Genomic DNA, 23,327 nt, shown 5'->3' with positions numbered 1-23,327 from the left:
TTCCCCCATGTGCGTGTGTCTGGCCTGCGCGTGGAACAGGCCCTTTACGAACCCTTGTGCGGCCCTTTGCGCCCCCGGAGCCGAGCCCAGCCTAGGCGGATATACCGTGGACGGGCAGTACAGCGAAGGAGTCACCGCCATGGAGCACACCCCCCACACCGCCTGGCTCGCCGAGGCGGCGACCGCGGCCGAGCAGCAGGGGCCGGGCAATCTGCTCCGGATCGTCCTGATCGTGATGGTGCTGGGCTGTGTGCTGACCGCGTGGTTCCTGCTGCGGGGGTACAAGCGGAAGGACGACTGAGGCGGGCGGAAGGTTCCCCGCGGAACGGCCGCCGGGGACCGCGGCCGTTCCCCAACGGCGGAGTCGGCGTGATCGTCCGCGGGGCGCCCGCATACGATGAGCCGCGACGTCTTTATCCCGCCCACACGTGATAGGTCCTGCCGAAGATGAGCTTCCACAGCACCGCTGCCCAGTTGGTCACTCTCGCTGCCGAGGGCGAGGAGCACGGCGGCAACCACGAGAGCCTCAGCCCCTACCTCACCGGCGGCGCCGCGCTGTTCATCCTGCTGCTCCTGCTGTGGATCACCACGCGCTTCAACCGCGACCGCTGAGCGAGAGGGGGGATCTCCAGGCCCGGACCGGGCCGGTAGGGTCTGCACGCATGGGAGAGCAGGACATGCCTACCGGTCCGGCGCACGACGCGGCGAGGGGCACACAGAACCGCTCGTTGCCCGCTCCGGGCAACGGTCCGGCGCGCTCGGGCAAGCGCCGCCTCGGCGTCATGGGCGGCACCTTCGACCCGATCCACCACGGGCACCTCGTGGCGGCCAGTGAGGTCGCCGCGCAGTTCCACCTCGACGAGGTGGTGTTCGTCCCCACGGGGCAGCCCTGGCAGAAGAGCCACCGCACGGTCTCCGCGGCCGAGGACCGTTACCTGATGACGGTCGTCGCCACCGTCGAGAACCCGCAGTTCTCGGTCAGCCGCATCGACATCGACCGCGGCGGCCCCACCTACACCGTGGACACCCTGCGCGACCTGCGCGCGCTCAACCCGGACACGGACCTGTTCTTCATCACCGGCGCCGACGCCCTCGCCCAGATCCTCACCTGGCGCGACAGCGAGGAGCTGTTCTCCCTGGCGCACTTCATCGGCGTCACCCGGCCCGGCCACACGCTGACGGACGCCGGGCTTCCCAAGGGCGGTGTCTCGCTCGTCGAGGTCCCCGCCCTCGCCATCTCCTCCACCGACTGCCGCGCGAGAGTCGCCAAGGGCGACCCCGTCTGGTACCTGGTGCCCGACGGAGTCGTGCGCTACATCGACAAGCGCCAGCTGTACCGCGGCGACTGAGCCGAGAGGGGCACCGGTGAACGACCCATACGACGCGGGGTACGGCGACGGCCGGCCCGACCCGTACGAGCTCGTCGGCTACGACGAGTACGGCCGGCCGGTCTACCGCCAGGCCCAGGCCCCGGACCTGCCCGACCGGCAGCCGTACGACCCTTACGCACAGCAGCAGGAGCAGTACGGACAGCAGCAGTACGGGCAGCGGTACGACCCCTACGGGCAGGGCCACGGTTACGACGCCTACGCCACCGGCACCCCGCAGACCGCCGCGCCGTACGACCCCTACCCCGCCCAGGGCGGCCAGGACACCGGGCAGCAGCCACCCGTCCCCGTCCCCGACACCGGCCACGGCCTGTACGACGGCGGCCACGGCCACGCCGCGCAGCCGTCGTACGACCCGTACGGCCAGGCCGCGACGAGCGGCCGGCAGCCGCTCGTCGCCGAGCAGACCGCCCACATCCCGCAGCAGGCCGGCCCGCCCGGGGAACCGGAGACCGCGGCACCCGGCGACGCGGAACCGGAGTACCGGACCGAGCAGTTCGCCTTCGTCGAGGAGCCGACCGACGACTCCGAGGACGTCATCGACTGGCTCAAGTTCACCGAGAACCGCACCGAGCGCCGAGAGGAGGCCCGGCGCCGCGCCCGCACGCGCGTCGTCGCCCTGGTCGTCGCCCTGGCCCTCGTCGCCGTCGGCGGCGTCGGCTACCTCTGGTACGCCGGGAAGCTCCCCGGCCTGTCCTCGTCGGACCCGAAGACGGGCGGTACGACGGCGGCGGGCGCCCAGAAGCGCGACGTGATCGCCGTCCACCTGCACGACACCGCCAAGGGCGGCACCTCGACGGCGCTGCTCGTCGACAACACGACCACCCGGAAGGGCACCGTCGTACTGCTGCCCAACTCCCTGGCCCTGACCGGCGACGACGGCACCGCCACCACGCTCGCCGAGTCCGTCGGCGACGACGGCCCCGACGCCACCCGGACCGCGCTCGACTCGGCCCTCGGCACCGACATCGAGGGCACCTGGCGGCTGGACACCCCGTTCCTGCAGATCCTGGTGGACCTCGTCGGCAACATCGAGGCCGACACCGACGCCGACGTGCCCGACCCGGCCGTCAAGGACAAGGGCGCCGCGCCCCTCGTGCGCAAGGGGAAGAAGCAGACCCTCAGCGGCAAGGCGGCCGTCGCCTACGCCACCTACCGCGGCCCGGGGGAGTCCGCCGACGCCCAGCTGCAGCGGTTCGGACAGGTCCTGCACGGCGTGCTGCGCAAGATGTCCTCCGACCCGCAGGGCGCGACGACCACGGTCCAGACGCTCGGCCTGGTCCTCGACCCGCCGCTGACCGAGGAGGACCTCGGCTCCTTCCTCGCAGGGCTCTCCGAGCTCGCCAAGGAGGGTGACTTCACGGCCACGCTGCTGCCCGTCGGGAACGACGGCCGGCTCAGCGCCGGGACCGGTGACAGCGTCGTCAAGGACGTCCTCGGCGGCACCGCCAAGAGCCCCGACGAGGACGCGGCCGTCAGCGTCGCCGTCCGCAACGCCACCGGCGTGGAGGACCGCGCGGGCAAGGCCCGCGTCACCCTCCTCAACGGCGGCTTCACCTTCCAGGAGGGCGGCACCGCCTCCGGCACCGAGGCCACCTCGCAGGTCCTGTACGCGGAAGCCGCCGACAAGGAGAACGCCGTCCAGGTCGCCAGGACCCTCGGCCTGCCCGACGGATCCGTCACCCAGGGCAAGGTCCCGGCGAACGCCGACGTCTCGGTGACCCTCGGCCAGGACTACAAGCCGGCGACGTAGGGCCTGCCGTTCGGATCAGGCCGGCCGTGAGGGACCGCCCCCTCGGCCGGCCCGGGCGGGGCGGTGGAGGCCCTCCCGCGCGAGCGAAGCCGAGCGCGGGGAGCGTGCGGCTGCCAGGCGGAGGAGGGGCACCGGGGCGCGGAGCCCCGGCGGCCGACGACGACGCGGCCGGGGGTGCCGCCCACGTCCTCGGGCGGGGGAGCGCGTGCCCCGCCCCGCGGCGCGGGCACGATCCGGACGACAGGCCCCGGGGCCGCCCGCGTTATCCCGTGGGGCATCGTCGGCGGTCGTGAGACCCTTGAGGTCAACCGACCGCCGACCCGAAAGCCAGGCAGTGACCGCGACCGACCGCTCCATCGAACTCATCAACACCGCCGCGCAGGCGGCAGCCGACAAGCTCGCGCACGACATCATCGCCTACGACGTCAGCGACGTGCTGTCGATCACGGACGCCTTCCTGCTGGCCTCCGCACCCAACGACCGCCAGGTCAAGTCGATCGTCGACGAGATCGAGGAGCGGCTGAACAAGGAACTCGGCGCCAAGCCGGTCCGCCGCGAGGGCGACCGCGACGCGCGCTGGATCCTGCTCGACTACGTCGACATCGTCGTCCACGTCCAGCACAGCGAGGAGCGCGTCTTCTACGCGCTGGAGCGCCTGTGGAAGGACTGCCCCGAGCTGGAGCTGCCCGCCGACGCCAAGGAGACCCGCGGCAAGGCGGAGGAGCACGCCAGGCTCCAGGCCGCCGAGGAGGCGACGGAGACCGACGGGGACTGGCGATGAGCGCCACCGGTGAGGTGAGCGCCGGGAAGCAGGGCCGCGGCAGGCGCATCATCCTGTGGCGGCACGGCCAGACCTCGTGGAACGTGGAGCGCCGCTTCCAGGGTTCCACGGACGTCGAGCTCACCGAGACCGGTGTCGCCCAGGCCCGCCGCGCCGCCCGGCTGCTGGTGGGCCTGGGACCCGACGCGATCGTCGCCTCCGACCTCAGCCGCGCCGCGAACACGGCCGCCGAGCTCGCCGCGCTCACCGGCCTGACGGTGACGCTGGAGGAGGGCCTGCGGGAGACCTACGCGGGCGTCTGGCAGGGCCTGACGCACGAGGAGATCATCGCCCGGCACGGCGAGGAGTACGCGGCGTGGAAGCGCGGCGAGCCGGTCCGCCGCGGCGGCGGTGAGCTGGAGACCGAGGTGGCCGACCGCGCCGCCCCCGTGGTGCTCCGGCATGTCGAGAAGCTCCCCGAGGACGGCACCCTCGTCGTGGTCAGCCACGGCGGCACCATCCGCACCACCATCGGACGCCTCCTCGGGCTGGAGCCGCACACCTGGGAGAGCCTCGGCGGTCTGACCAACTGCTGCTGGTCCGTCCTGGGCGAGGGCGCCCGCGGCTGGCGCCTGCTGGAGCACAACGCCGGCACGCTGCCGGAACCGGTGCTCGGCGACGACGACTGAGCCGCAGGCGGCGGGCCCGGGACCCGGATTTCACTTTCCGGCAGGTCACAGGCTAAAGTTCTTCTTGTTCGCCCCGCCGAGCGGAGCGAAACACCACACGGCCTGGCCGGGTGGCCGCAAGGGGCTATAGCTCAGTTGGTAGAGCGCCTGCATGGCATGCAGGAGGTCAGGAGTTCAATTCTCCTTAGCTCCACAGCCCACGGAAGAATCCCGTCCCCCTCGGGGGGCGGGATTTTTCGTTGCCCCGCGATTGAGCGTCCGTGCTCCCGCGGGCGTACACCCCCGTGAGGCCTCGCGAGCCCCCGTGTCCGGAATGGTACTGAGGCGTCGCTGACCGTATTGGTCCGCTCGTGGCAGAATCAGACGGCCGGAAGGGGACCGCGGCCCGACGGGAGGGAGTGGCGATGCCTGCGAGCATCCTCGAGGAGGTCGGTCACCTCCTCGACGGAGCGGTGGCACGGAACACGGTCACCCGTCTCCGCTGCCCTTCCTGCGGTTCCGCGCACGTCGCCCAGGTCCTCGGTGACAACGGCGGCATCTCCTACGTGTGCACGGCCTGCGGCCACAGCTGGAGCTGACCGATGGGTGCACACAGGCGGAAGTGCGACTGGTGCGGCAGCGGCACCCCGATCGTGCGGGACATGGAGCCGGTCAACCCGGACTACCAGTACTGGTGCGAGGAGTGCGCGCGGGCGCTGATCATAAAGGGCGACCCGATCGAGACGTACCGCGAACTCGAGGGCGAGCCGATCTACGGCCGGCTCCTGGAGGAGCACTGCACGCTCAAGCGGTTCTACTCGTTCGTGACGGCGTAACGGCCGTCACAGAACGACCGCCACAAGGGGGCGAAACGGGCAAATCGGAAACGATTTGGTGTTGGACCCGGTGGACCGTGTAATGTTGGCGTCGCCGCCGGGGAAACCGGGCGGAACGCAGGAACAAGGGGCTATAGCTCAGTTGGTAGAGCGCCTGCATGGCATGCAGGAGGTCAGGAGTTCAATTCTCCTTAGCTCCACAGAGAAACCCCCCGGATCACCGATCCGGGGGGTTTGTTCATGTCCGGTTCCTGCTCAGCGTCCGAGCGCCCGGCGGCCCCGGCCCGGGGAGAGCGCCGGCAGAGGGGTGCGGGAGGACGGCGCCTGCCCGCGGGTGACCTCCTCGATGCGCAGGGCGAGCGCCGGGCAGCGGCGCACCGCGCGCACCGCCTTGGCCTCCGCGAAACGCGGCACGTCCGCCTGCGCCACCGTCGGGAAACCGTCGGCGCCGAGCTCGAAGACCTCCGGGAAGATGTCCGCGCACAGGCCGTGGCCCCGGCACAGGGTCCAGTCGACGTGGATCTTCTGCCGACTGGGGCCGTTCTCCTCACCGCCGCCCGGGACGCCCGTCGGGGACGCGCCGCCCTCGAAGAGCGGCAGGACGCCCTCCACGGGCCGCCCGCAGCCGCTGCCGAGGACATGGGCGGCCAGATCGTCCGTGAACGCCTCGACGGTCGACTCCAGGAACATCGCCGAACCGTCCGGGTGCGAGCAGGCGCCGCGCCGCTTGACGTTCCGGGCGATCTGTCTGAGCGCCTCCAGGGCGGCCGGTCCGCCGCCGTTCAGGACGTCCTCCATGCCGCGCGCGGCGGCCGGCAGACCGAGGCGGCAGGGACCGCACTGGCCCGCGCTCTCCTGGGCCAGCCACTGCGCCACCCGCAGCGACTCGCCCAGCGGGCAGGTGCCCTGCCCCAGGGGCAGGATCGCGCCCGCGCCGAGGGACCCGCCCACCCGCTGCAGCGAGACGCGGGAGACGATCGCCTCGTCGACGGCCGCCGCGTCGATCCACCTGCCGTGGTAGCCGCCGGTCAGCACGCCCTGCGGCACCGGCGGGGCGCCGGCCAGCTGGAGGACGTAGCGCAGCGGCACGCCGGTGGGCACCTCGATCACCATCGGGCGGGCCACCGCGCCGGAGACCGTGAGCATCACGGTGCCCGGCTCGTCGTACAGGCCGGTATTGCCGTAGCGCTCCGGGCCGATGCGGGCGGCGATCGCCAGCTGGGCGAAGGTCTCGGCGTTCGACAGCAGGGTCGGTGCGCCGCCGACGCCGCTCCTCGACGCGCTGACCTTGCGGCCGGGCGGGATCGCCGGGCCGCCGTCGATGGAGCGGATCAGCGAGGCCGCCGCGCCGGTGACCATCCGCACCGGGTTGCGCTGCACACGGGCGCGCAGCGCGGAGCGGCGTCCGTTGCCCAGACCGCGTTCGGCGAGGGCGGTCTCCATGGAGCGCTGCGTGGACTCCCGGGTCACCCCGATGACGAGGGTGCGGGCGCCCATGGCCTCGGCGCACAGCAGCGCGCCGTCCAGGATCAGGTGCGGGGCACGGTTGATCAGCACCGTGTCCTTGCGGCAGGCAGGTTCGTCCTCGCTGCCGTTGACGACGACGACCGGCCGCACGCCGCGCCTGATCGCCGACTCGGCGACCGAGCGCAGCTTCTTGTGGAAGGGGAAGCCCGCGCCGCCGCGGCCCCTGAGGTTGATGCGCTCGGCGAGCTGCGCGAGCTGCTCGCCGCCCAGCGGTTCGAGCGGCCCGTGCACCTTGAGGTGCATGGGCAGATCCAGTCGTTCGACAAGGTCGAAGCCCGACGTGAGCTGGGGAAGGCCGACGACGCGGACTTCGGGGACGTCGGGCAGGGCCTCGTTCACCAAGAGCCTCCGGAAGGCGTGTTCCAGGGTTCGCCCGAACCCGGTGCGTCGAAGTCGCGGGACCCGGAGGACGCACCGGGGGTCGGTTCAGTGGCGGGACCGCTGTTGTGCGTGTCGTACGGGTGGTACGCGGCGTAGGGGCCGGTCGTCTCACCGGTGTCGTGCACGTCACGTCCGCCGTGGCCGGACGCGCCCGGATCGCCGTAGGCCGGGACGGTGTGTCCGGTGTCCTGGAGCGGGTCGTAGGCCGACGGGGGCGCCTCGCCGACCGGGGGCGGCGAGGGGACCGGCCAGCCGCCCGGGGCGCCGGCGCCGGTGTCGGCGAGGGGTATCGCCTCGGTGGGCCACGGGCCCGGCGGCGGCTCGGCCGGCACGGTCCGGTGGGCGGTCAGGGGCCGCCGGCGCGTCCGGGAGGCGCCGGAGACGGCACGGTAGGCCGCCGCGAAGCCGCTCGGCGGTTCCTGGGGCGGTGGGGCGAGGCGTTCCGCGGGCTCGTACAGGGGGGCGGACGGGGACGGCGTGCGCGGGGCGGGGGCCTCGCGGCGCTCCCGGCCCGGCGGTGCGGTGCCGGCCGCCGCCCGGGCGCGGCCCGCCGCCGGCTCCTCACGGGCCGTCCGGTCCGCCGCGGCGAGGAATCCGGCGACCTTGTCGGCGATCCTGCGCTTGACCGGGCGGGGGGCCGCGCGCAGCGCCAGGGCGGCCATGACGCCGAGCAGGGAGAGGGCGTAGAGGACCATGAAGACCGGCTTCGCCGCGCGGCCCGCGGAGAGCCCGTGCAGCAGTGCGGCGCACCAGGCCGGGTAGGCCAGCATGTGCATGGCCCGCCAGCGGGCGGCGACCGTGGCGGGGGAGGCGAAGCGGTTGCGCAGAGCGCCGGTGACGCCCACGAAGATCATGAGCATGCTGGCCAGGGTGCCGAGACCGATCAGGACGGCCCTGCCGCCGAACGCCTCGTCCTCCGTCGCCAGGAGCCCGAACGGGATCACCGCGGCGACCCACGTGGTGTGGTCCAGCACCAGCTTGACCGCGATGTGGAGCACGAGGAACACGATCGAGGCGACGGCGGTGCTCCGGTGCACCGCCTGGGCCAGGATCCGCCGGCGCGTGTCGAGGACGATCCGGTCCTGGGCGACGAGCCCCCAGATCACCGAGCAGCTCAGGAGGACGAGGGAGAGGACACCGGCGCCGAAGTCCAGGAACTGGGCGAAGGTGTCGTCCGCCGTGCTGTCGTTCGTCACCGCCGCACACCTCCGCGTGGCACGGCGCAGGCGCAGGGGGACGGACGGACACCGCGAGTGGCGTGCGGGGGAGGGTTCATGGGGCGACTCCGAAGAGGTTCGGGAAGGCGGTCCCGCAGCCGCACTCTAGGTCGCGCCGTACTCGCGAGTACGAGGTTTGAGTTATTGCGTTGTTATCAAATGACAATGCGCTCGTTGCGATGCCCTTTAGGGATCGTTACGTGAAGTAACCTTTGGCTTTGGTTCCGGTTTCGCGCGAGCCTCGGCGGATCCCGGCGGATCCCGGCGGATCCCGGCGGGTTCCGGTGGCCCGGGAAGCGCGTCGCGGCCCGATCGGCGACTGCGGTACCCTGACGCCATGCGTGCCGTACGCCTTCTGCTTAGCGAGCCGCGCTGATCAGTCCCGGCCCCGGTCGTAGTCCGGTGGCCGGAATCGGCGCGGCGTCCCCTCCTGTGCGAGGGGATTTTTCATTTCCCGGCAGTCGCAGCCGCTGGTCTTGGAAGTCGCAGCCGCTGGCAGAGACGATCGATGGAGCTTTGAGGATCATGAGCGAGACGAACCCCGCGGCGACCGCCCCCGTGTCGGCGGACGCCGCGCCGCACCGCTACACGGCCGCCATGGCCGCCGAGATCGAGGCACGCTGGCAGGACTTCTGGGACGCCGAGGGGACGTACGCCGCGCCGAACCCCGAGGGTGACCTGGCGGGCGACCCGGAGCTGGTCGCCAAGCCCAAGAAGTTCATCATGGACATGTTCCCGTACCCCTCCGGCGCGGGTCTGCACGTCGGCCACCCCCTGGGCTACATCGCCACCGACGTCTACGCCCGCTTCCAGCGGATGACCGGACACAACGTCCTGCACACCCTGGGCTTCGACGCCTTCGGCCTGCCCGCCGAGCAGTACGCCGTGCAGACCGGCACGCACCCGCGCGTGTCGACCGAGGCCAACATCAAGAACATGCAGATCCAGCTGCGCCGGCTGGGCCTGGGCCACGACAAGCGCCGGTCGTTCGCCACGATCGACCCCGAGTACTACAAGTGGACCCAGTGGATCTTCCTGCAGATCTTCAACTCCTGGTACGACGAGGAGGCGAAGAAGGCCCGCCCGATCGCCGAGCTGGTCGAGCAGTTCGCCTCCGGTGAGCGCGCCCTGCCCGGCGGCCGCTCCTGGAACGAGCTGACCGAGGCCGAGCGCGCCGACGTCCTGGGCGAGTACCGCCTGGCCTACGCCTCCGACGCGCCCGTCAACTGGTGCCCCGGCCTGGGCACCGTGCTGGCCAACGAGGAGGTCACCGCCGACGGCCGCTCCGAGCGCGGCAACTTCCCCGTCTTCAAGTCCAAGCTGCGCCAGTGGAACATGCGCATCACCGCCTACGCCGACCGGCTGCTGGACGACCTGGACGAGCTGGACTGGCCCGAGGCCATCAAGCTGCAGCAGCGCAACTGGATCGGCCGCTCCGAGGGCGCCCGCGTCGACTTCCCGATCGACGGCGAGCGCATCACCGTCTTCACCACCCGCCCCGACACCCTGTTCGGCGCGACCTACATGGTGCTGGCGCCCGAGCACCCGCTGGTCGAGAAGTTCACCCCGGACGCCTGGCCCGAGGGCACCCACGAGGTGTGGACCGGCGGCCACGCGACCCCCGCCGAGGCCGTCGCCGCGTACCGCGCGCAGGCCGCCTCCAAGTCGGACGTCGAGCGCCAGGCCGAGGCCAAGGACAAGACCGGCGTCTTCATCGGCGCGTACGCCACCAACCCGGTCAACGGCGAGCGGGTCCCGGTCTTCATCGCCGACTACGTCCTGATGGGCTACGGCACCGGCGCCATCATGGCCGTCCCGGCGCACGACACCCGCGACTTCGCGTTCGCGCGCGCCTTCGAGCTGCCGATCCGCTGCGTCGTCGAGCCGACCGACGGCCGCGGCACCGACACCTCGACGTGGGACGACGCCTTCGCCTCGTACGACGCGAAGATCGTCAACTCCTCGGGCGAGGACGTCTCGCTGGACGGCCTGGGCGTCGTCGACGCCAAGGCCCGCATCACCGAGTGGCTGGAGCGCACCGGCGCCGGCGAGGGCACCGTCAACTTCCGCCTGCGCGACTGGCTGTTCAGCCGCCAGCGCTACTGGGGCGAGCCCTTCCCGATCGTCTACGACGAGGACGGCGTCGCCCACGCCCTGCCCGAGTCGATGCTGCCGCTGGAGCTGCCCGAGGTCGAGGACTACTCCCCGCGCACCTTCGATCCGGACGACGCGGACACCCGGCCCGAGACGCCGCTGTCGCGCAACGAGGACTGGGTCAACGTCACCCTGGACCTGGGCGACGGCCCGAAGACGTACCGCCGCGAGACCAACACCATGCCCAACTGGGCCGGCTCCTGCTGGTACGAACTGCGCTACCTGGACCCGCACAACAGCGAGCGGCTGGTCGACCCGGAGATCGAGCAGTACTGGATGGGCCCGCGCGAGGGCCTGCCGCACGGCGGCGTCGACCTGTACGTCGGCGGCGCCGAGCACGCCGTGCTGCACCTGCTGTACGCGCGCTTCTGGTCCAAGGTCCTGTTCGACCTGGGGCACGTCTCGTCGGCCGAGCCGTTCCACAAGCTGTTCAACCAGGGCATGATCCAGGCCTACGTCTACCGCGACAGCCGCGGCATCGCGGTGCCGGCCGCCGAGGTGGAGGAGCGCGACGGCGCGTACTTCTACCAGGGCGAGAAGGTCTCCCGGCTGCTGGGCAAGATGGGCAAGTCCCTGAAGAACGCGGTCACCCCGGACGAGATCTGCGCCGAGTACGGCGCCGACACGCTGCGCCTGTACGAGATGGCGATGGGCCCGCTGGACGTCTCCCGGCCGTGGGACACACGCGCGGTGGTGGGCCAGTTCCGGCTGCTGCAGCGGCTGTGGCGCAACATCGTCGACGAGGACAGCGGCGAGGTGACGGTCGTCGACGCCGAGCCCGACGAGGAGACGCTGCGCGCCCTGCACAAGGCGATCGACGGGGTGCGCGGCGACCTGGAGGGCATGCGCTTCAACACCGCCATCGCCAAGGTCACCGAGCTGAACAACCACCTGACGAAGTCGGGCGGTCCGATCCCGCGGTCGGTCGCCGAGCCGCTGGTGCTGATGGTCGCGCCGCTGGCCCCGCACATCGCCGAGGAGCTGTGGCGCCGTCTGGGCCACACCGACTCGGTCGTCCACCGGGACTTCCCGGTCGCCGACCCGGCGTACGTCGTGGACGAGACGGTGACCTGCGTCGTGCAGATCAAGGGCAAGGTCAAGGCGCGGCTGGAGGTCTCCCCGTCCATCTCCGACGAGGAGCTGGAGAAGACGGCGCTGGCCGACGAGAAGGTCGTGGCCGCGCTGGACGGGGCCGGGATCCGGAAGGTCATCGTGCGGGCGCCGAAGCTGGTGAACATCGTCCCGGCGTGACCGGCTGAGCAGCGCTCGGGGTAGTTCCCTACGGGCAGGTTCGGGGTTCTGCCGGAACCCTGGGCCTGCCCGCTGCGTTTACCGTGGAAGAGCGGCGCGCAGGGTGCCGCGGCCTGCCCGGTGGCGGGCCGGACGGTTCGAGGAGGAGCTCCGTGGAAGCAGTGATCGCAGTCCTCGCCCTGCTTTTCGTGCTCGCCCTCGTGCTGGGCGTCTACGCCACCGTGAAGGCGGTCGGCGCCGCCAAGCGCACCGTGGACCGCGGCATCACCCAGGCCCGCCGCACCGTCGAGGACCACACACTGCGGGCCAAGTCCCTCGTCCAGACAGGCCCGGCGGCGGAACTCGCGCAGCTGCGGCTCACCCTGCGCACGTCGATGCGGGCCACGCAGGACGCGCTGCACGCGGGCGTGGCCGAGGACGAGTCCCTCAAGGAGTCCCTCGCCCTCTTCGAGCGGCTCAGCGCGCACGGCTTCGAACTGGACGGTGAGCTCAGGCGGCTGGAGGCCGAGCCCGACCGTGCCACGCTCGCCGAGCGTCTGCCCGCGCTGCGCGAGCGCACCGAGCGCATCACCCGGTCGGCCGAGTCCCTGCGCTGGGCGGCCCGTGACCGCGCCCGCCGCTTCGCGGACGACGACCTGGACTCGCTCAGCGCCCAGATCGACGTCGAGGCCGGCGCCCTGCGGCACTGGACGGAGACCGGGCCCGCCGCCGCGCCGCCCTCCTGGCCCGAGGCGCCGGCCGCCGCCCCGGCCGCCCGGCGGAGTCGGTCCGAGCCGCCGCGGCAGGACGAGGCCCGGGAGCCGGCGCGGCCCGCCATCACCCCGCCCGGACCGCGGCCCGTGCACCCCTGGCAGAAGAAGGCCCGCCCGGAGAACACGACCTGACCGGGGACCCCGGCCGTCCCGGGTGCCACCTGGTGCCACCTGCTGTCGCCCGGTCGTCGGGGCCGGTCTGCCGTACGGGCACTACGCCAGGTAACCTCCAGCTCATGTCCCGCCATGTCGCGATCGTCACGGATTCAACGGCCTACCTCCCGGCCCGGACGATGGAGCGGCACGGCATCACCGCAGTACCCCTGACGGTAGTCCTGGGAGACCGGGCCCTGGAGGAGGGCACCGAGATCTCGACCCGCTCGCTGGCCCAGGCCCTGCAGAAGCGACGCCCGGTCACCACCTCGCGCCCCGGCCCCGAACTCTTCGCCGAGACCTACCGGAAGATCGCCGAGTCCGGTGCCGACGGCATCGTCTCGCTCCACCTGTCCGCCGAGCTCTCGGGCACCTACGACGCGGCGGTCGTCGCCGCGCGCGAGGCGCCGGTCCCCGTGCGGGTCGTGGACACCGGGATGATCGCGATGGCCCTCGGATTCTGCGCGCTCGCCGCGGCCGAGACGGCGGAGACGGGCGGCACGGTCGACGAAGCGGTCACGGCGGCGGAGAAGCGGGCTGCGGGGACGTCCGCCTACTTCTACGTCGACACCCTCGACTATCTGCGCCGCGGCGGCCGGATCGGCGCGGCACAGGCGCTGTTCGGTTCCGCGCTCGCGGTGAAGCCGCTGCTCCAGCTGGGCGGCGGCCGGATCGAACCGCTGGAGAAGGTGCGGACGGCGTCGAAGGCGATCGCACGCCTGGAGGAGATCGTCGCCGACCGCGCGGGCAGCGCTCCGGTCGACATCGCCGTCCACCATCTCGCCGCCCCCGACCGGGCGTCGGCCCTGGCGGACCGCCTGCGGGAGAGGGTGCCGGGGCTGGCCGACCTGTATGTGAGCGAGGTCGGCGCGGTGATCGGGGCGCACACGGGGCCCGGGTTGCTGGGGGTCGTGGTCTCGCCGCGGTAGGCGGTGGAGTCGCTCGCCGCTGTCCTCCGTCACCCGTGAGGGTGGGAGAGATATCCACAACCCGGTGACGGTCCACGGAAATCGACCATGATCATCGCGAGTCGGCAGAGGTGTCCGATCCTCGGCGCATGGCTCTTCGATCACGTTCCCGCACAGCGGCCGCGAGCAGCGGACCGGGCCGTGGACCGGCGTCCGACGGCCGCACCCTCCCCTCCCGGCACCGCCCGCGCCCGCACGGCCGGGCACGGCACCGCCACGCCCCGGCGGAGGAGCTCCGCCGGCGGGCGGAGGCGCTCTTCGCCGGACACACCGAGCGCACCGGACATGCCGGATGCGCCGAACGCGCCGGGCACGCTGAACACGCCGAGGCGCGGCGGGAGTCGGGGACGGGGCCGCCGGGAGGTCGCGCCGAGCCCGTCGTCCCTGTCGGTCCGGACCGTCCCGTCGTCCCTGTCGACCCCGTTGATTCCGTCGCGCCCGTGGGGTCCGTCGCGCCGACCTGGCGGGAGCGGGTCGGGCCCGCGTTGCGGGAGCGGATGCCCCTGTGGCTGCAGAACCGGTGCGGGATGGAGCGGCGGAGCGTGGCCGCGCTCACGGTGCTGCTCGTCGTCGCCGCGGTCTTCGCCGTGCAGCACTTCTGGACCGGCCGCACCGAGACGGTGGCGGCACCCGAGGTGGTGCGGGAAGCGGCCTCCTACGGCACGGAGGCACGGGGCGAGGCGGCGGCCGGCAAGGGCACGGCCACCGGCGTGCCCCGGCCCACGGCGTCGGCTCCGACCGGTGCCGAGATCGTCGTGGACGTCGGCGGAAAGGTCCGCGAACCCGGGATCCACCGCCTGCCCGCCGGTTCACGGGTCGAGGACGCCCTGCGAGCGGCCGGAGGCGTGCGCCCCGGCACGAAGACCGACGGACTGAACCGGGCCCGCTTCCTCGTGGACGGCGAACAGGTGATCGTCGGTGCGTCCGTGCCACCCGGCGTGGGAACAGGGCCGGCCGGTACGGCCCCGGGTGGTCCGGCCGGCACGGCGCCGGGGGCGGCCCCGGTCTCCCTCAACACGGCGACCGCGGAGCAGTTCGAGACACTGCCCGGTGTCGGTCCGGTCCTGGCCCAGCACATCGTCGACTACCGCACGCAGCACGGCGGTTTCCGGTCGGTGGACGAGCTGCGAGAGGTCAACGGCATCGGCGAGCGCCGCTTCGCCGATCTGCGCGACCTCGTCCGGCCATGAGCGCGCCCACGGGTACGGCGACGGGGGCGGGCGCCGGGGCCCGCGCGGACAGGCCCGTGGGGGAGGACACCGTGGGCGGAGGCGCTCCCGCCCACGGCACGGCCCCCGCCCGCGCTGCCGTGCACGCCGCGTCCGGGCACCGGCTCGGTGCCGCCCGGCCTCGGCAGGAGGCCCCCACGGACCTGCGGCTCGTGCCGCCCGCGGTGGCCGCCTGGGCAACGGCGGCACTGATGCTGGACGTGGCGCCGGAGTGGTCCCTCGGCGTGGTGCTCGGCTGCGTGGCGGCGGCCGGTGTGCTGCTGTTGGGGGCGCGACGGCGGGCCCCGCGTGGCTGGATGCGCGTACCGGCCGCCGTCGTGCTGCTCTGCGTGGCCGCGTCCACCACCTCGGCCGCGCTGCACGGAGCGGACCTGCGCCGCGGCCCCGTGCCCGCGCTGGCCCGGCAGTACGCCACCGTGACCGCCGAGGTGGAGATCACCGCGGACCCCCGCCTCACCCGGTCCCGCGTCCGCGGGGACCGCGCGACACCGCCGGCCGTGGTGATCGAGGGTGACGTACGCCGGCTCGAGGAGGTGAACGGGAAGGCCGTGGTGACCCGGGCGCCGGTGCTGATGCTCGTCGATGCCGATGCCGATGCCGATGCCGATGCCGATGCCGATGCCGGTCCCGACCCCGGAGCACCGGGCGGCCGGGTGTCTCCTTCCGCCTCCGCGGCCGAAGGCCCTCGCCTATCCGGTGGCGGACCGGGTGCCGAGCCCTGGCTCGCTCTGCTGCCGACCACGCGGCTGCGCGTCGTCGCACGGACGGCTCCTCCGAGGACGAGCGGGGACCGGGTCGCCGCCGTGCTGCGGGTACGGGGCCGGGAGGCACCGGACGTGGTGGCCGGGCCGTCCGGGCCGCAGCGGCTGGCCGGGCGGCTGCGCGCCGGACTGCGGGAGGCCACCGACGGGCTGTCGGGGGACGCGCGGGCACTGCTGCCGGGTCTGGTCGTCGGTGACACATCCCGGATCACCCCGGACCTGGACGAGGCGTTCAAGGAGACCGACCTCGCGCACACGCTGGCGGTGTCCGGCGCCAACTTCACCATCCTGCTCGCCCTGCTGCTCGGGCCGCCGGGGCTCGCCCAGCACAGCGAACGCAGGGGACTGGCGCCCCGTCTCGGCATCTCCCTGCGTGCGACCGCGCTGCTCGGCGGGGTGCTCGCGCTCGGCTTCGTCGTCGTGTGCCGGCCCGACCCGAGCGTGCTGCGGGCGGCCGCCTGCGGATCCGTCGCCCTGCTCGCCCTCGCCACCGGACGCCGCCGGTCCCTGATCCCGGCACTGGCGACGGCCGTCCTGCTGCTGGTGCTGTACGACCCGTGGCTGGCCCGCAGCTACGGCTTCCTGCTCTCCGTGCTGGCCACCGGCGCCCTGCTCACGCTCGCGCCACGGTGGAGCGCGGCGCTGCGCCGCCGCCGGGTTCCTCCCCGGCTCGCCGAGGCGCTGGCCGCGGCCGGGGCCGCGCAGGCCCTGTGCGCACCGGTGGTCGCCGTGCTGTCGGCACGGGTGAGCCTGGTGGCGGTGCCGTGCAACCTGCTCGTGGAGTTCGCGGTGGCGCCGGCCACGGTCCTGGGCTTCGCGGCCCTGGCGACGGCACCGTCGGCGATGCCGGTGGCCAAGGCGACGGCCTGGTGCGCGGGGTGGCCGGCCGGATGGATCGCGGGGGTCGCCCGCACCGGGGCCGCGCTGCCCGGCGCGGGAGTGGACTGGCCGGGCGGCTGGACGGGGGCGGCGCTGCTCGCCCTCGCCACGGCGGGCGTCCTGGTCGTCGGCCGACGGCTGCTGAGACACCCGTGGTGGTGCGGTGTCTGCGCGCTGCTGCTGATGCTGGCGGTGGTGCGACCGGGACCGCTGCCGCGGATGTTCACGGGGTGGCCGCCGCCGGGCTGGCGGATGGTGATGTGCGACGTGGGGCAGGGGGACGCCCTGGTGCTCGCGGCCGGCCCGGGTGCGGGGGTGGTCGTGGACGCCGGGCCCGATCCGGCGCTCGTCGACCGCTGTCTGCGCTCGCTCGGCATCACCAGGGTCCCGCTCGTCGTACTGACCCACTTCCACGCCGACCATGTGGCGGGGCTGCCCGGGGTGCTGCGGGGGCGACCGGTGGGCGCGATCGAGACGACCGGGTTCGAGGAGCCCGCGGACCAGGCGGAGTCCGTCCGCAGGCAGGCGGCCGCACGAGGGATCCCCGTGCGGCGCGCCGCCGCCGGGGAACAGCGGCGGACGGGCGCACTGTCCTGGCAGGTGGTGTGGCCGCCACCGGCCCCGGCGGTTCCGCGCACTCCCTCGGTTCCACCGGGTCCGCCGACGGGCGGGGCGGCGCATCCGTCACCGGCCGTGGAGGGACCCAACGACGCCAGTGTCACCCTGCTGGTGCGAACGGCGGGGATGCGCCTGCTGCTGCTCGGTGATCTCGAACCCCCCGCCCAGCAGGAGCTGGCGAGGTCACCGGTGGCGGCGGAGCTGGAAGGCGTCGACGTGCTCAAGGTGGCCCATCACGGCTCCGCCCATCAGGACGCCGGCCTCATACGACGGGTGGCGCCGCGCCTGGCACTCGTCTCTTGCGGTGAGGACAATTCGTACGGACACCCGGACCCCGGCACGGTGGGGGCGCTGCGTGCCCAGGGGGCGATGGTGCTGCGGACGGACCGGGACGGCGCGCTGGCGGTCGCGGGCACGGGCGGGGCACTGCGCGTGGCGGACGACTGAGGCCTGTGCGCCGACGGTGGGGAATCCCGACCGGAAGGGACAGTTCATGGCACACGGGGCCACTCGGCAGTACTCGCGGCACATGCGTTCCTTTCCCGTGATGTGACCTCGTGTTGCCTCGAAAGCCTCATCGGTGATCGAATGTATCCCCAGTACATGTGTTGTCACTCGGGCAGAGGGTGTCGTAGATGATCAGCCGCTGGCTGGAAAGCCGAACGAAGCGGATGCAACGGACGAGTCCTCTGGCGGCGGTACGGACCCCGCCCCGTGCCGGAGTGCTGAGCTGCCGGGTGCTCGACCCGGTCAGCGAACCGGTGCCGCACGCGGAGTTCACGGTCAGCGACACCATGGGGCGCAAGGTGGTCGGTGGCGGGACGGACCCCTTCGGGTCGTTCGTGTCGACGGTGCCGGCGGGGGAGTACCGGCTCGCGGTGTCCGCCGAGGGGTACACGCCCTACCGCGCCTCCGTGACCGTCGCCGAGGACACCCTCGCATCCCTCGGTGACGTGACACTGCAGGTGGCCCAGCCGCCGGAGCTGCCGACGGCGGGTGACTGGGAGATCGAGCCGACGCACTCCTCGATCGCGTTCACCGCGCGGCACATCGGCCTGGCCCGTATCCACGGTCGGTTCAACTCCTTCGCGGGCGCCGTGCGGATCGGCGAGGAGATGGAGCGGTCGGCGATGCACGTGGTGATCGACGCGGCGTCCATCGACACCAACGTGAGGATGCGCGACGACCACCTGCGGTCGGCGGACTTCCTGGACGTCCAGCGGTACCCGACCCTGGAGTTCTACAGCGACCGGTTCACGCACCGCGGCGGCACCCGGTGGGCCGTCACCGGCGCGCTGTCGCTGCACGGGGTGACGCGCACGGTCACGCTGGACGCGGAGTACCTCGGTCTCGGCAACGGCATGGAGGGCGAGGTGCGGGCGGCCTGCCGCGCCACCACCGAGCTGCACCGCGACGACTTCACGATCAGCTGGCAGACGATGCTGGCGCGTGGCATCGCCACGGTCGGGCCCAGCATCCGGATCGATCTGGACGTGCAGATCGTGCAGAAGGGCTGACCCGGCGGTTCGCCGTTCGCGCGGTGGCCGACAATGGTGCGCGTGAGCGACGTGAGACATGTCCTGGTGCTGCCCGACCGCGATGCCGCGGAAGAGGTGGCGCAGGAGCTCGGGGAACGGTTCGGGCTCGCCGAGGAGCCGCAGCTCGTCCGGGACGCCCTGGCCGGCGAGGACGACGCCGAGGACGCCCAGTGGCTCGTCGTCCTGCGGGACGAGGACGAACGGCTGGACGCCGGCGCGCTCGACGAGTTCGCGCGCGAGTGGGACGGCTGGCGCGAGGAGCCGTAGCCCGTCGTCCGGGCCGTGGGGAACCGCGGGGGCCGTCGGTCGGTGGGTCCGTTGTCGGTGGTGCGTGGGATGCTTGTCGCGATGGCCAGGAAGACTGCGAACGACGACCCTCTCGCCCCGGTGACCCTTGCCGTGGGCCAGGAGGACCTCCTGCTCGACCGTGCCGTGCAGGAGGTGGTGGCCGCCGCGAAGGCCGCCGACGCCGACACGGACGTACGCGACCTGACCCCCGATCAGTTGCAGCCCGGCACGCTCGCCGAGCTCACCAGCCCCTCGCTCTTCGCCGAACGCAAGGTCGTGGTCGTCCGCAACGCGCAGGACCTGTCGGCCGACACGGTCAAGGACGTCAAGGGCTACCTCGGGGCGCCCGCCGAGGAGATCACCCTCGTCCTGCTGCACGCGGGCGGCGCCAAGGGCAAGGGCCTGCTGGATGCCGCGCGCAAGGCGGGGGCGCGCGAGGTGGCGTGCCCGAAGATGACCAAGCCCGCGGACCGGCTGGCGTTCGTGCGGGCCGAGTTCCGCACCGCCGGGCGGTCGGCCACCCCGGAGGCGTGCCAGGCGCTGGTCGACGCCATCGGCAGCGACCTGCGGGAGCTGGCGTCGGCGGTGTCCCAGCTGGCCGCGGACGTCGAGGGCACGATCGACGAGGCGGTCGTCGGGCGGTACTACACCGGACGCGCCGAGGCATCCAGCTTCACGGTCGCCGACCGGGCGGTCGAGGGACGGGCGGCGGAGGCCCTGGAGGCGCTGCGCTGGTCGCTGGCGACCGGAGTGGCGCCGGTGCTGATCACCAGCGCGCTCGCCCAGGGCGTGCGGGGCATCGGGAAGGTGCTGACCGCCCGCGGCGGACGCCCCGCCGACCTCGCCCGTGAACTCGGGATGCCGCCGTGGAAGATCGACCGCGTCCGGCAGCAGATGCGCGGCTGGACACCGGACGGTGTCTCCGTGGCCCTGCGCGCGGTGGCCGAGGCGGACGCCGGGGTCAAGGGAGGCAGCGACGACCCGGAGTACGCGCTGGAGAAGGCCGTGGTGACCATCGCCCGGGCGGCGCGTTCACGAGGACGGGCGTAGACCGCCGCACGCCCTTCGGTCCTGGGCCGGCGCACGCCCTTCGGTCCTGGGCCGGCGCACGCCCTTCGGTCCTGGGCCGGCGCAGCTCCGCCAGGTACTGGACCGGTGCGGGCCTTCCAGGCGCTGGACCGGCGCAAGATCCCGGGCCTCGGACCGGCCGTGGGCCTCCCCGCGTCCCGGACCGGCGCGAGCCCTCGGGTCCTGGAGCGGCACCGGTCTCCCGGGCCGTGCATCGGCACCGGTCTCCGGGCCGTGCACCGGCGCCGGCCCCTCGGTGCCCATGGCCGCGGCGCGGCCCGTGCGGGCGGGCCGTTCACACCGAAGGCCCCGGTGGCCGTCCTGGGGAGGACGGCCACCGGGGCCTTCGGATCAAGCTCGAGGACCCATGCCCGCGTGGCGAACGCAGGCCGCGCATGGGCCCGGGGTGCCGGACGGGAGCGGATGAGAGAGGGCCCGCTCTGGGTCCTTCCGGCGATCAGACCAGATAAGAGGTTCAGCCCTTGAGGGCGCCGACCTTCTGCGACAGCGCCGACTTCTTGTTGGCGGCCTGGTTCTTGTGGATGACGCCCTTGGAGACGGCCTTGTCGAGCTGACGCGCGGCAGCGCGCTGGTACTCGGTGGCCTTCTCGACGTCGCCCGCGGCAGCGGCCTCACGAGCCTTGCGGATCGCGGTCTTCAGAGAGGACTTGACGGCCTTGTTGCGCAGCCGGGCCTTCTCGTTGGTCTTGTTCCGCTTGATCTGGGACTTGATGTTCGCCACGAATGAGCCTTTTCAGGTTCAGGCACGGGGCCGCACGGGTCCCGGGCCGATGATTTCTTGAGGAGTGCCTCGCGCTGAGAGGGCATGAGACACAGCCACCCACACTACCAGCGGCCGGATGACTGGCCCAAACCCGCCCCCGACCCCTCCCACACCCCTCCGTGCTCCCCACCCGTGGGACCATGGAGGCTACGTAACGATCCGACCCGAGACCGCAGACACTGCGGACGCCTCAAGAATCAGGACCCTGCGTGCCCGCGATCCCTAGCCATGTGCCCGAGCCGAGCCGTACCGACCCGGCTCTGATCCGCAATTTCTGCATCATCGCGCACATCGACCACGGCAAGTCCACGCTCGCCGACCGGATGCTCCAGCTGACCGGTGTGGTCGAGCAGCGGCAGATGCGCGCCCAGTACCTCGACCGCATGGACATCGAGCGCGAGCGCGGCATCACGATCAAGTCCCAGGCGGTGCGTCTGCCGTGGGCCCCCACCCACGACAAGAGCGACACGCACATCCTCAACATGATCGACACCCCCGGGCACGTCGACTTCACCTACGAGGTCTCGCGGTCGCTCGCCGCGTGCGAGGGCACCATCCTCCTCGTCGACGCCGCCCAGGGCATCGAGGCCCAGACCCTCGCCAACCTCTACCTGGCGATGGAGAACGACCTCACGATCATCCCCGTCCTGAACAAGATCGACCTGCCGGCCGCGCAGCCCGAGAAGTTCGCCGAGGAGCTCGCCAACCTGGTCGGCTGCGAGCCCGACGACGTGCTGAAGGTCTCCGCCAAGACCGGTCTCGGCGTCGAGGCGCTGCTGGACAAGGTCGTCGCCGAGATCCCCGCCCCGGTCGGCGTCAAGGACGCCCCCGCCCGCGCGATGATCTTCGACTCGGTCTACGACTCCTACCGCGGTGTCGTGACGTACGTCCGTGTCATCGACGGCCAGCTCAACAAGCGCGAGCGCATCAAGATGATGTCGACCGGCGCCACGCACGAGCTGTTGGAGATCGGCACCAACTCGCCGGAGATGTTGTCCGCCGACGGCCTCGGCGTCGGCGAGGTGGGCTACCTGATCACCGGTGTGAAGGACGTCCGCCAGTCCAAGGTCGGTGACACCGTCACCAGCCAGCAGAAGGGGGCGACGGAGGCGCTCGGCGGCTACAAGGACCCCAAGCCGATGGTGTTCTCCGGCCTCTACCCGCTGGACGGGTCGGACTACCCCGAGCTGCGCGAGGCCCTCGACAAGCTCCAGCTCAACGACGCCGCCCTCGTCTACGAGCCGGAGACCTCCGCCGCCCTCGGCTTCGGCTTCCGCGTCGGCTTCCTGGGCCTGCTGCACCTCGACGTGATCCGCGAGCGCCTGGAGCGCGAGTTCGGGCTCGACCTCATCGCCACCGCGCCGAACGTGGTCTACCGGGTGGTCATGGAGGACGGCACCGAGCACACCGTCACCAACCCGAGCGAGTTCCCCGAGGGCAAGATCAACGAGGTGTACGAGCCGGTCGTGCGCGCCACGATCCTCGCGCCGACCGAGTTCATCGGCTCGATCATGGAGCTGTGCCAGACCCGGCGCGGCACCCTGCTCGGCATGGACTACCTCTCCGAGGACCGGGTCGAGATCCGCTACACCCTCCCGCTCGCCGAGATCGTCTTCGACTTCTTCGACCAGCTGAAGTCGAAGACGCGGGGGTACGCCTCGCTGGACTACGAGCCCACCGGCGAGCAGACCTCCAGCCTCGTCAAGGTCGACATCCTGCTGCACGGCGACAAGGTCGACGCCTTCTCGGCGATCACGCACCGGGACCAGGCGTACGCGTACGGCGTGCGGCTCGTCGCCAAGCTCAAGGAGCTCATCCCGCGGCAGGCCTTCGAGGTGCCGGTCCAGGCCGCCATCGGTTCCCGGGTGATCGCCCGCGAGACCATCCGCGCCATCCGCAAGGACGTCCTCGCCAAGTGCTACGGCGGTGACATCTCCCGTAAGCGGAAGCTGCTGGAGAAGCAGAAGGAAGGCAAGAAGCGGATGAAGATGGTGGGTTCCGTGGAGGTTCCGCAGGAGGCCTTCATCGCCGTTCTCTCCAGCGACGACAGCGCGGGATCGGGCAAGGCCAAGAAGTGACCGCGGTCCTTCCCGTACACCCCGGGTGAAACGGGTGCGAAGGGGCCCGCCGCACGAGAGCGCGGCGGGCCCCTTCGCACGTCACGGGCGGGCCATGGTGTGAAGTGACAGGGCGCGGAGTCTTACGCGCGGGCCGGTCGCCCTCTACCCTGAAGCCTGCCCCGTAGTTACTCGTGAGTTAAGCAACGGTCGGAAACGGTCGAGAGAGCACCAGCCCGAACAACGTCCGAGAGTGAAACCAGCCGCACCTGAGTCAGCCGCACCGTCGCGGGCCCG

Annotated in this window: 20 protein-coding genes and 2 tRNA genes; 19 read left to right on the top strand and 3 right to left on the bottom strand. The window is 72.5% G+C overall.

Annotated features, from left to right (window positions below; genetic code table 11):
• Nucleotides 1-139: 139 nt before the first annotated feature.
• The 10 genes from ACIRFH_RS00445 to ACIRFH_RS00400 all read left to right on the top strand — a co-directional run bounded on the left by ACIRFH_RS00445 (nt 140) and on the right by ACIRFH_RS00400 (nt 5,605).
• Nucleotides 140-301 carry a hypothetical protein gene (locus tag ACIRFH_RS00445; RefSeq protein WP_403516205.1) on the top strand — a complete coding sequence of 54 codons (162 nt, stop codon included), beginning with the start codon at nt 140-142 and terminating at the stop codon, nt 299-301.
• Nucleotides 302-447: 146 nt separating this feature from the next.
• The gene (locus ACIRFH_RS00440; protein ID WP_094057638.1) at nt 448-612 is read left to right on the top strand and encodes a hypothetical protein; all 165 of its coding nucleotides are present in this window, start codon (nt 448-450) and stop codon (nt 610-612) included.
• A gap of 50 nt (nt 613-662) precedes the next feature.
• On the top strand, nt 663-1,349 hold the full coding sequence (gene nadD / locus ACIRFH_RS00435; protein WP_403516202.1) for a nicotinate-nucleotide adenylyltransferase: 687 nt from the start codon (nt 663-665) through the stop codon (nt 1,347-1,349).
• Nucleotides 1,350-1,365: 16 nt separating this feature from the next.
• Entirely contained in the window at nt 1,366-3,141 is a 1,776-nt protein-coding gene (locus ACIRFH_RS00430) for an LCP family protein (RefSeq protein ID WP_403516199.1), read from the top strand.
• A gap of 334 nt (nt 3,142-3,475) precedes the next feature.
• The gene (gene rsfS / locus ACIRFH_RS00425) at nt 3,476-3,922 is read left to right on the top strand and encodes a ribosome silencing factor (protein WP_077798827.1); all 447 of its coding nucleotides are present in this window, start codon (nt 3,476-3,478) and stop codon (nt 3,920-3,922) included.
• Entirely contained in the window at nt 3,919-4,590 is a 672-nt protein-coding gene (locus ACIRFH_RS00420) for a histidine phosphatase family protein (protein WP_403516196.1), read from the top strand. The genes rsfS and ACIRFH_RS00420 overlap by 4 nt, the downstream gene beginning before the upstream one ends.
• Before the next feature lie 120 nt (nt 4,591-4,710).
• Nucleotides 4,711-4,783: transfer RNA gene (locus ACIRFH_RS00415), tRNA-Ala, on the top strand.
• 211 nt (nt 4,784-4,994) lie between these two features.
• A complete protein-coding gene (locus ACIRFH_RS00410) occupies nt 4,995-5,168 on the top strand; it encodes a hypothetical protein (RefSeq protein WP_403516194.1) in 174 nt (57 codons plus the stop codon).
• Between the two features lie 3 nt (nt 5,169-5,171).
• Nucleotides 5,172-5,405 (top strand): hypothetical protein, encoded by a 234-nt coding sequence (locus ACIRFH_RS00405; protein ID WP_003976229.1) that lies wholly within the window; start codon nt 5,172-5,174, stop codon nt 5,403-5,405.
• A gap of 127 nt (nt 5,406-5,532) precedes the next feature.
• Nucleotides 5,533-5,605: transfer RNA gene (locus ACIRFH_RS00400), tRNA-Ala, on the top strand.
• A 55-nt stretch (nt 5,606-5,660) separates the two neighbouring features.
• Here ACIRFH_RS00400 and ACIRFH_RS00395 read toward each other — a convergent pair.
• Nucleotides 5,661-7,271 (bottom strand): NADH-ubiquinone oxidoreductase-F iron-sulfur binding region domain-containing protein, encoded by a 1,611-nt coding sequence (locus ACIRFH_RS00395; protein ID WP_403516191.1) that lies wholly within the window; start codon nt 7,269-7,271, stop codon nt 5,661-5,663.
• On the bottom strand, nt 7,268-8,509 hold the full coding sequence (locus ACIRFH_RS00390) for a cytochrome b/b6 domain-containing protein (RefSeq protein WP_403516188.1): 1,242 nt from the start codon (nt 8,507-8,509) through the stop codon (nt 7,268-7,270). Before ACIRFH_RS00390 ends, ACIRFH_RS00395 begins: the two co-directional genes overlap by 4 nt.
• Nucleotides 8,510-9,055: 546 nt before the next feature.
• Between ACIRFH_RS00390 and leuS the strand changes: the two genes are divergently transcribed.
• The 8 genes from leuS (at nt 9,056) to holA (ending at nt 20,171) form a co-directional block, all read left to right on the top strand.
• Nucleotides 9,056-11,935 (top strand): leucine--tRNA ligase, encoded by a 2,880-nt coding sequence (gene leuS, locus ACIRFH_RS00385; RefSeq protein ID WP_403516186.1) that lies wholly within the window; start codon nt 9,056-9,058, stop codon nt 11,933-11,935.
• A gap of 152 nt (nt 11,936-12,087) precedes the next feature.
• Nucleotides 12,088-12,819: a hypothetical protein gene (locus ACIRFH_RS00380; protein WP_403516183.1), complete on the top strand. Its 732-nt coding sequence runs from the start codon at nt 12,088-12,090 to the stop codon at nt 12,817-12,819.
• A 104-nt stretch (nt 12,820-12,923) separates the two neighbouring features.
• The gene (locus ACIRFH_RS00375) at nt 12,924-13,769 is read left to right on the top strand and encodes a DegV family protein (RefSeq protein WP_403516181.1); all 846 of its coding nucleotides are present in this window, start codon (nt 12,924-12,926) and stop codon (nt 13,767-13,769) included.
• Nucleotides 13,770-13,897: 128 nt separating this feature from the next.
• Entirely contained in the window at nt 13,898-14,998 is a 1,101-nt protein-coding gene (locus ACIRFH_RS00370) for a helix-hairpin-helix domain-containing protein (RefSeq protein WP_403516178.1), read from the top strand.
• Complete coding sequence (locus tag ACIRFH_RS00365) at nt 14,995-17,742, top strand: ComEC/Rec2 family competence protein (RefSeq protein ID WP_403516175.1); 2,748 nt, start codon at nt 14,995-14,997, stop codon at nt 17,740-17,742. The genes ACIRFH_RS00370 and ACIRFH_RS00365 overlap by 4 nt, the downstream gene beginning before the upstream one ends.
• A 188-nt stretch (nt 17,743-17,930) precedes the next feature.
• Nucleotides 17,931-18,812 (top strand): YceI family protein, encoded by an 882-nt coding sequence (locus tag ACIRFH_RS00360; RefSeq protein WP_403516173.1) that lies wholly within the window; start codon nt 17,931-17,933, stop codon nt 18,810-18,812.
• 42 nt (nt 18,813-18,854) lie between these two features.
• Nucleotides 18,855-19,100 carry a hypothetical protein gene (locus tag ACIRFH_RS00355; RefSeq protein ID WP_403516170.1) on the top strand — a complete coding sequence of 82 codons (246 nt, stop codon included), beginning with the start codon at nt 18,855-18,857 and terminating at the stop codon, nt 19,098-19,100.
• A gap of 81 nt (nt 19,101-19,181) precedes the next feature.
• The gene (gene holA / locus ACIRFH_RS00350) at nt 19,182-20,171 is read left to right on the top strand and encodes a DNA polymerase III subunit delta (RefSeq protein ID WP_403516168.1); all 990 of its coding nucleotides are present in this window, start codon (nt 19,182-19,184) and stop codon (nt 20,169-20,171) included.
• Between the two features lie 493 nt (nt 20,172-20,664).
• Here the strand turns inward: holA and rpsT are convergent, their stop codons facing one another.
• Nucleotides 20,665-20,931 carry a 30S ribosomal protein S20 gene (rpsT, locus tag ACIRFH_RS00345; protein WP_403516165.1) on the bottom strand — a complete coding sequence of 89 codons (267 nt, stop codon included), beginning with the start codon at nt 20,929-20,931 and terminating at the stop codon, nt 20,665-20,667.
• 251 nt (nt 20,932-21,182) lie between these two features.
• Here rpsT and lepA point away from each other — a divergent pair, with 251 nt between their 5' ends.
• A complete protein-coding gene (lepA, locus tag ACIRFH_RS00340; RefSeq protein WP_403516162.1) occupies nt 21,183-23,051 on the top strand; it encodes a translation elongation factor 4 in 1,869 nt (622 codons plus the stop codon).
• The last annotated feature ends 276 nt before the right edge of the window (nt 23,052-23,327 follow it).

The organism is Streptomyces sp. NPDC093586 (assembly GCF_044764905.1).
In the GTDB taxonomy this organism is placed as follows: Bacteria; Actinomycetota; Actinomycetes; order Streptomycetales; family Streptomycetaceae; genus Streptomyces.
This window is presented reverse-complemented; position numbering and strand designations above follow the sequence as displayed.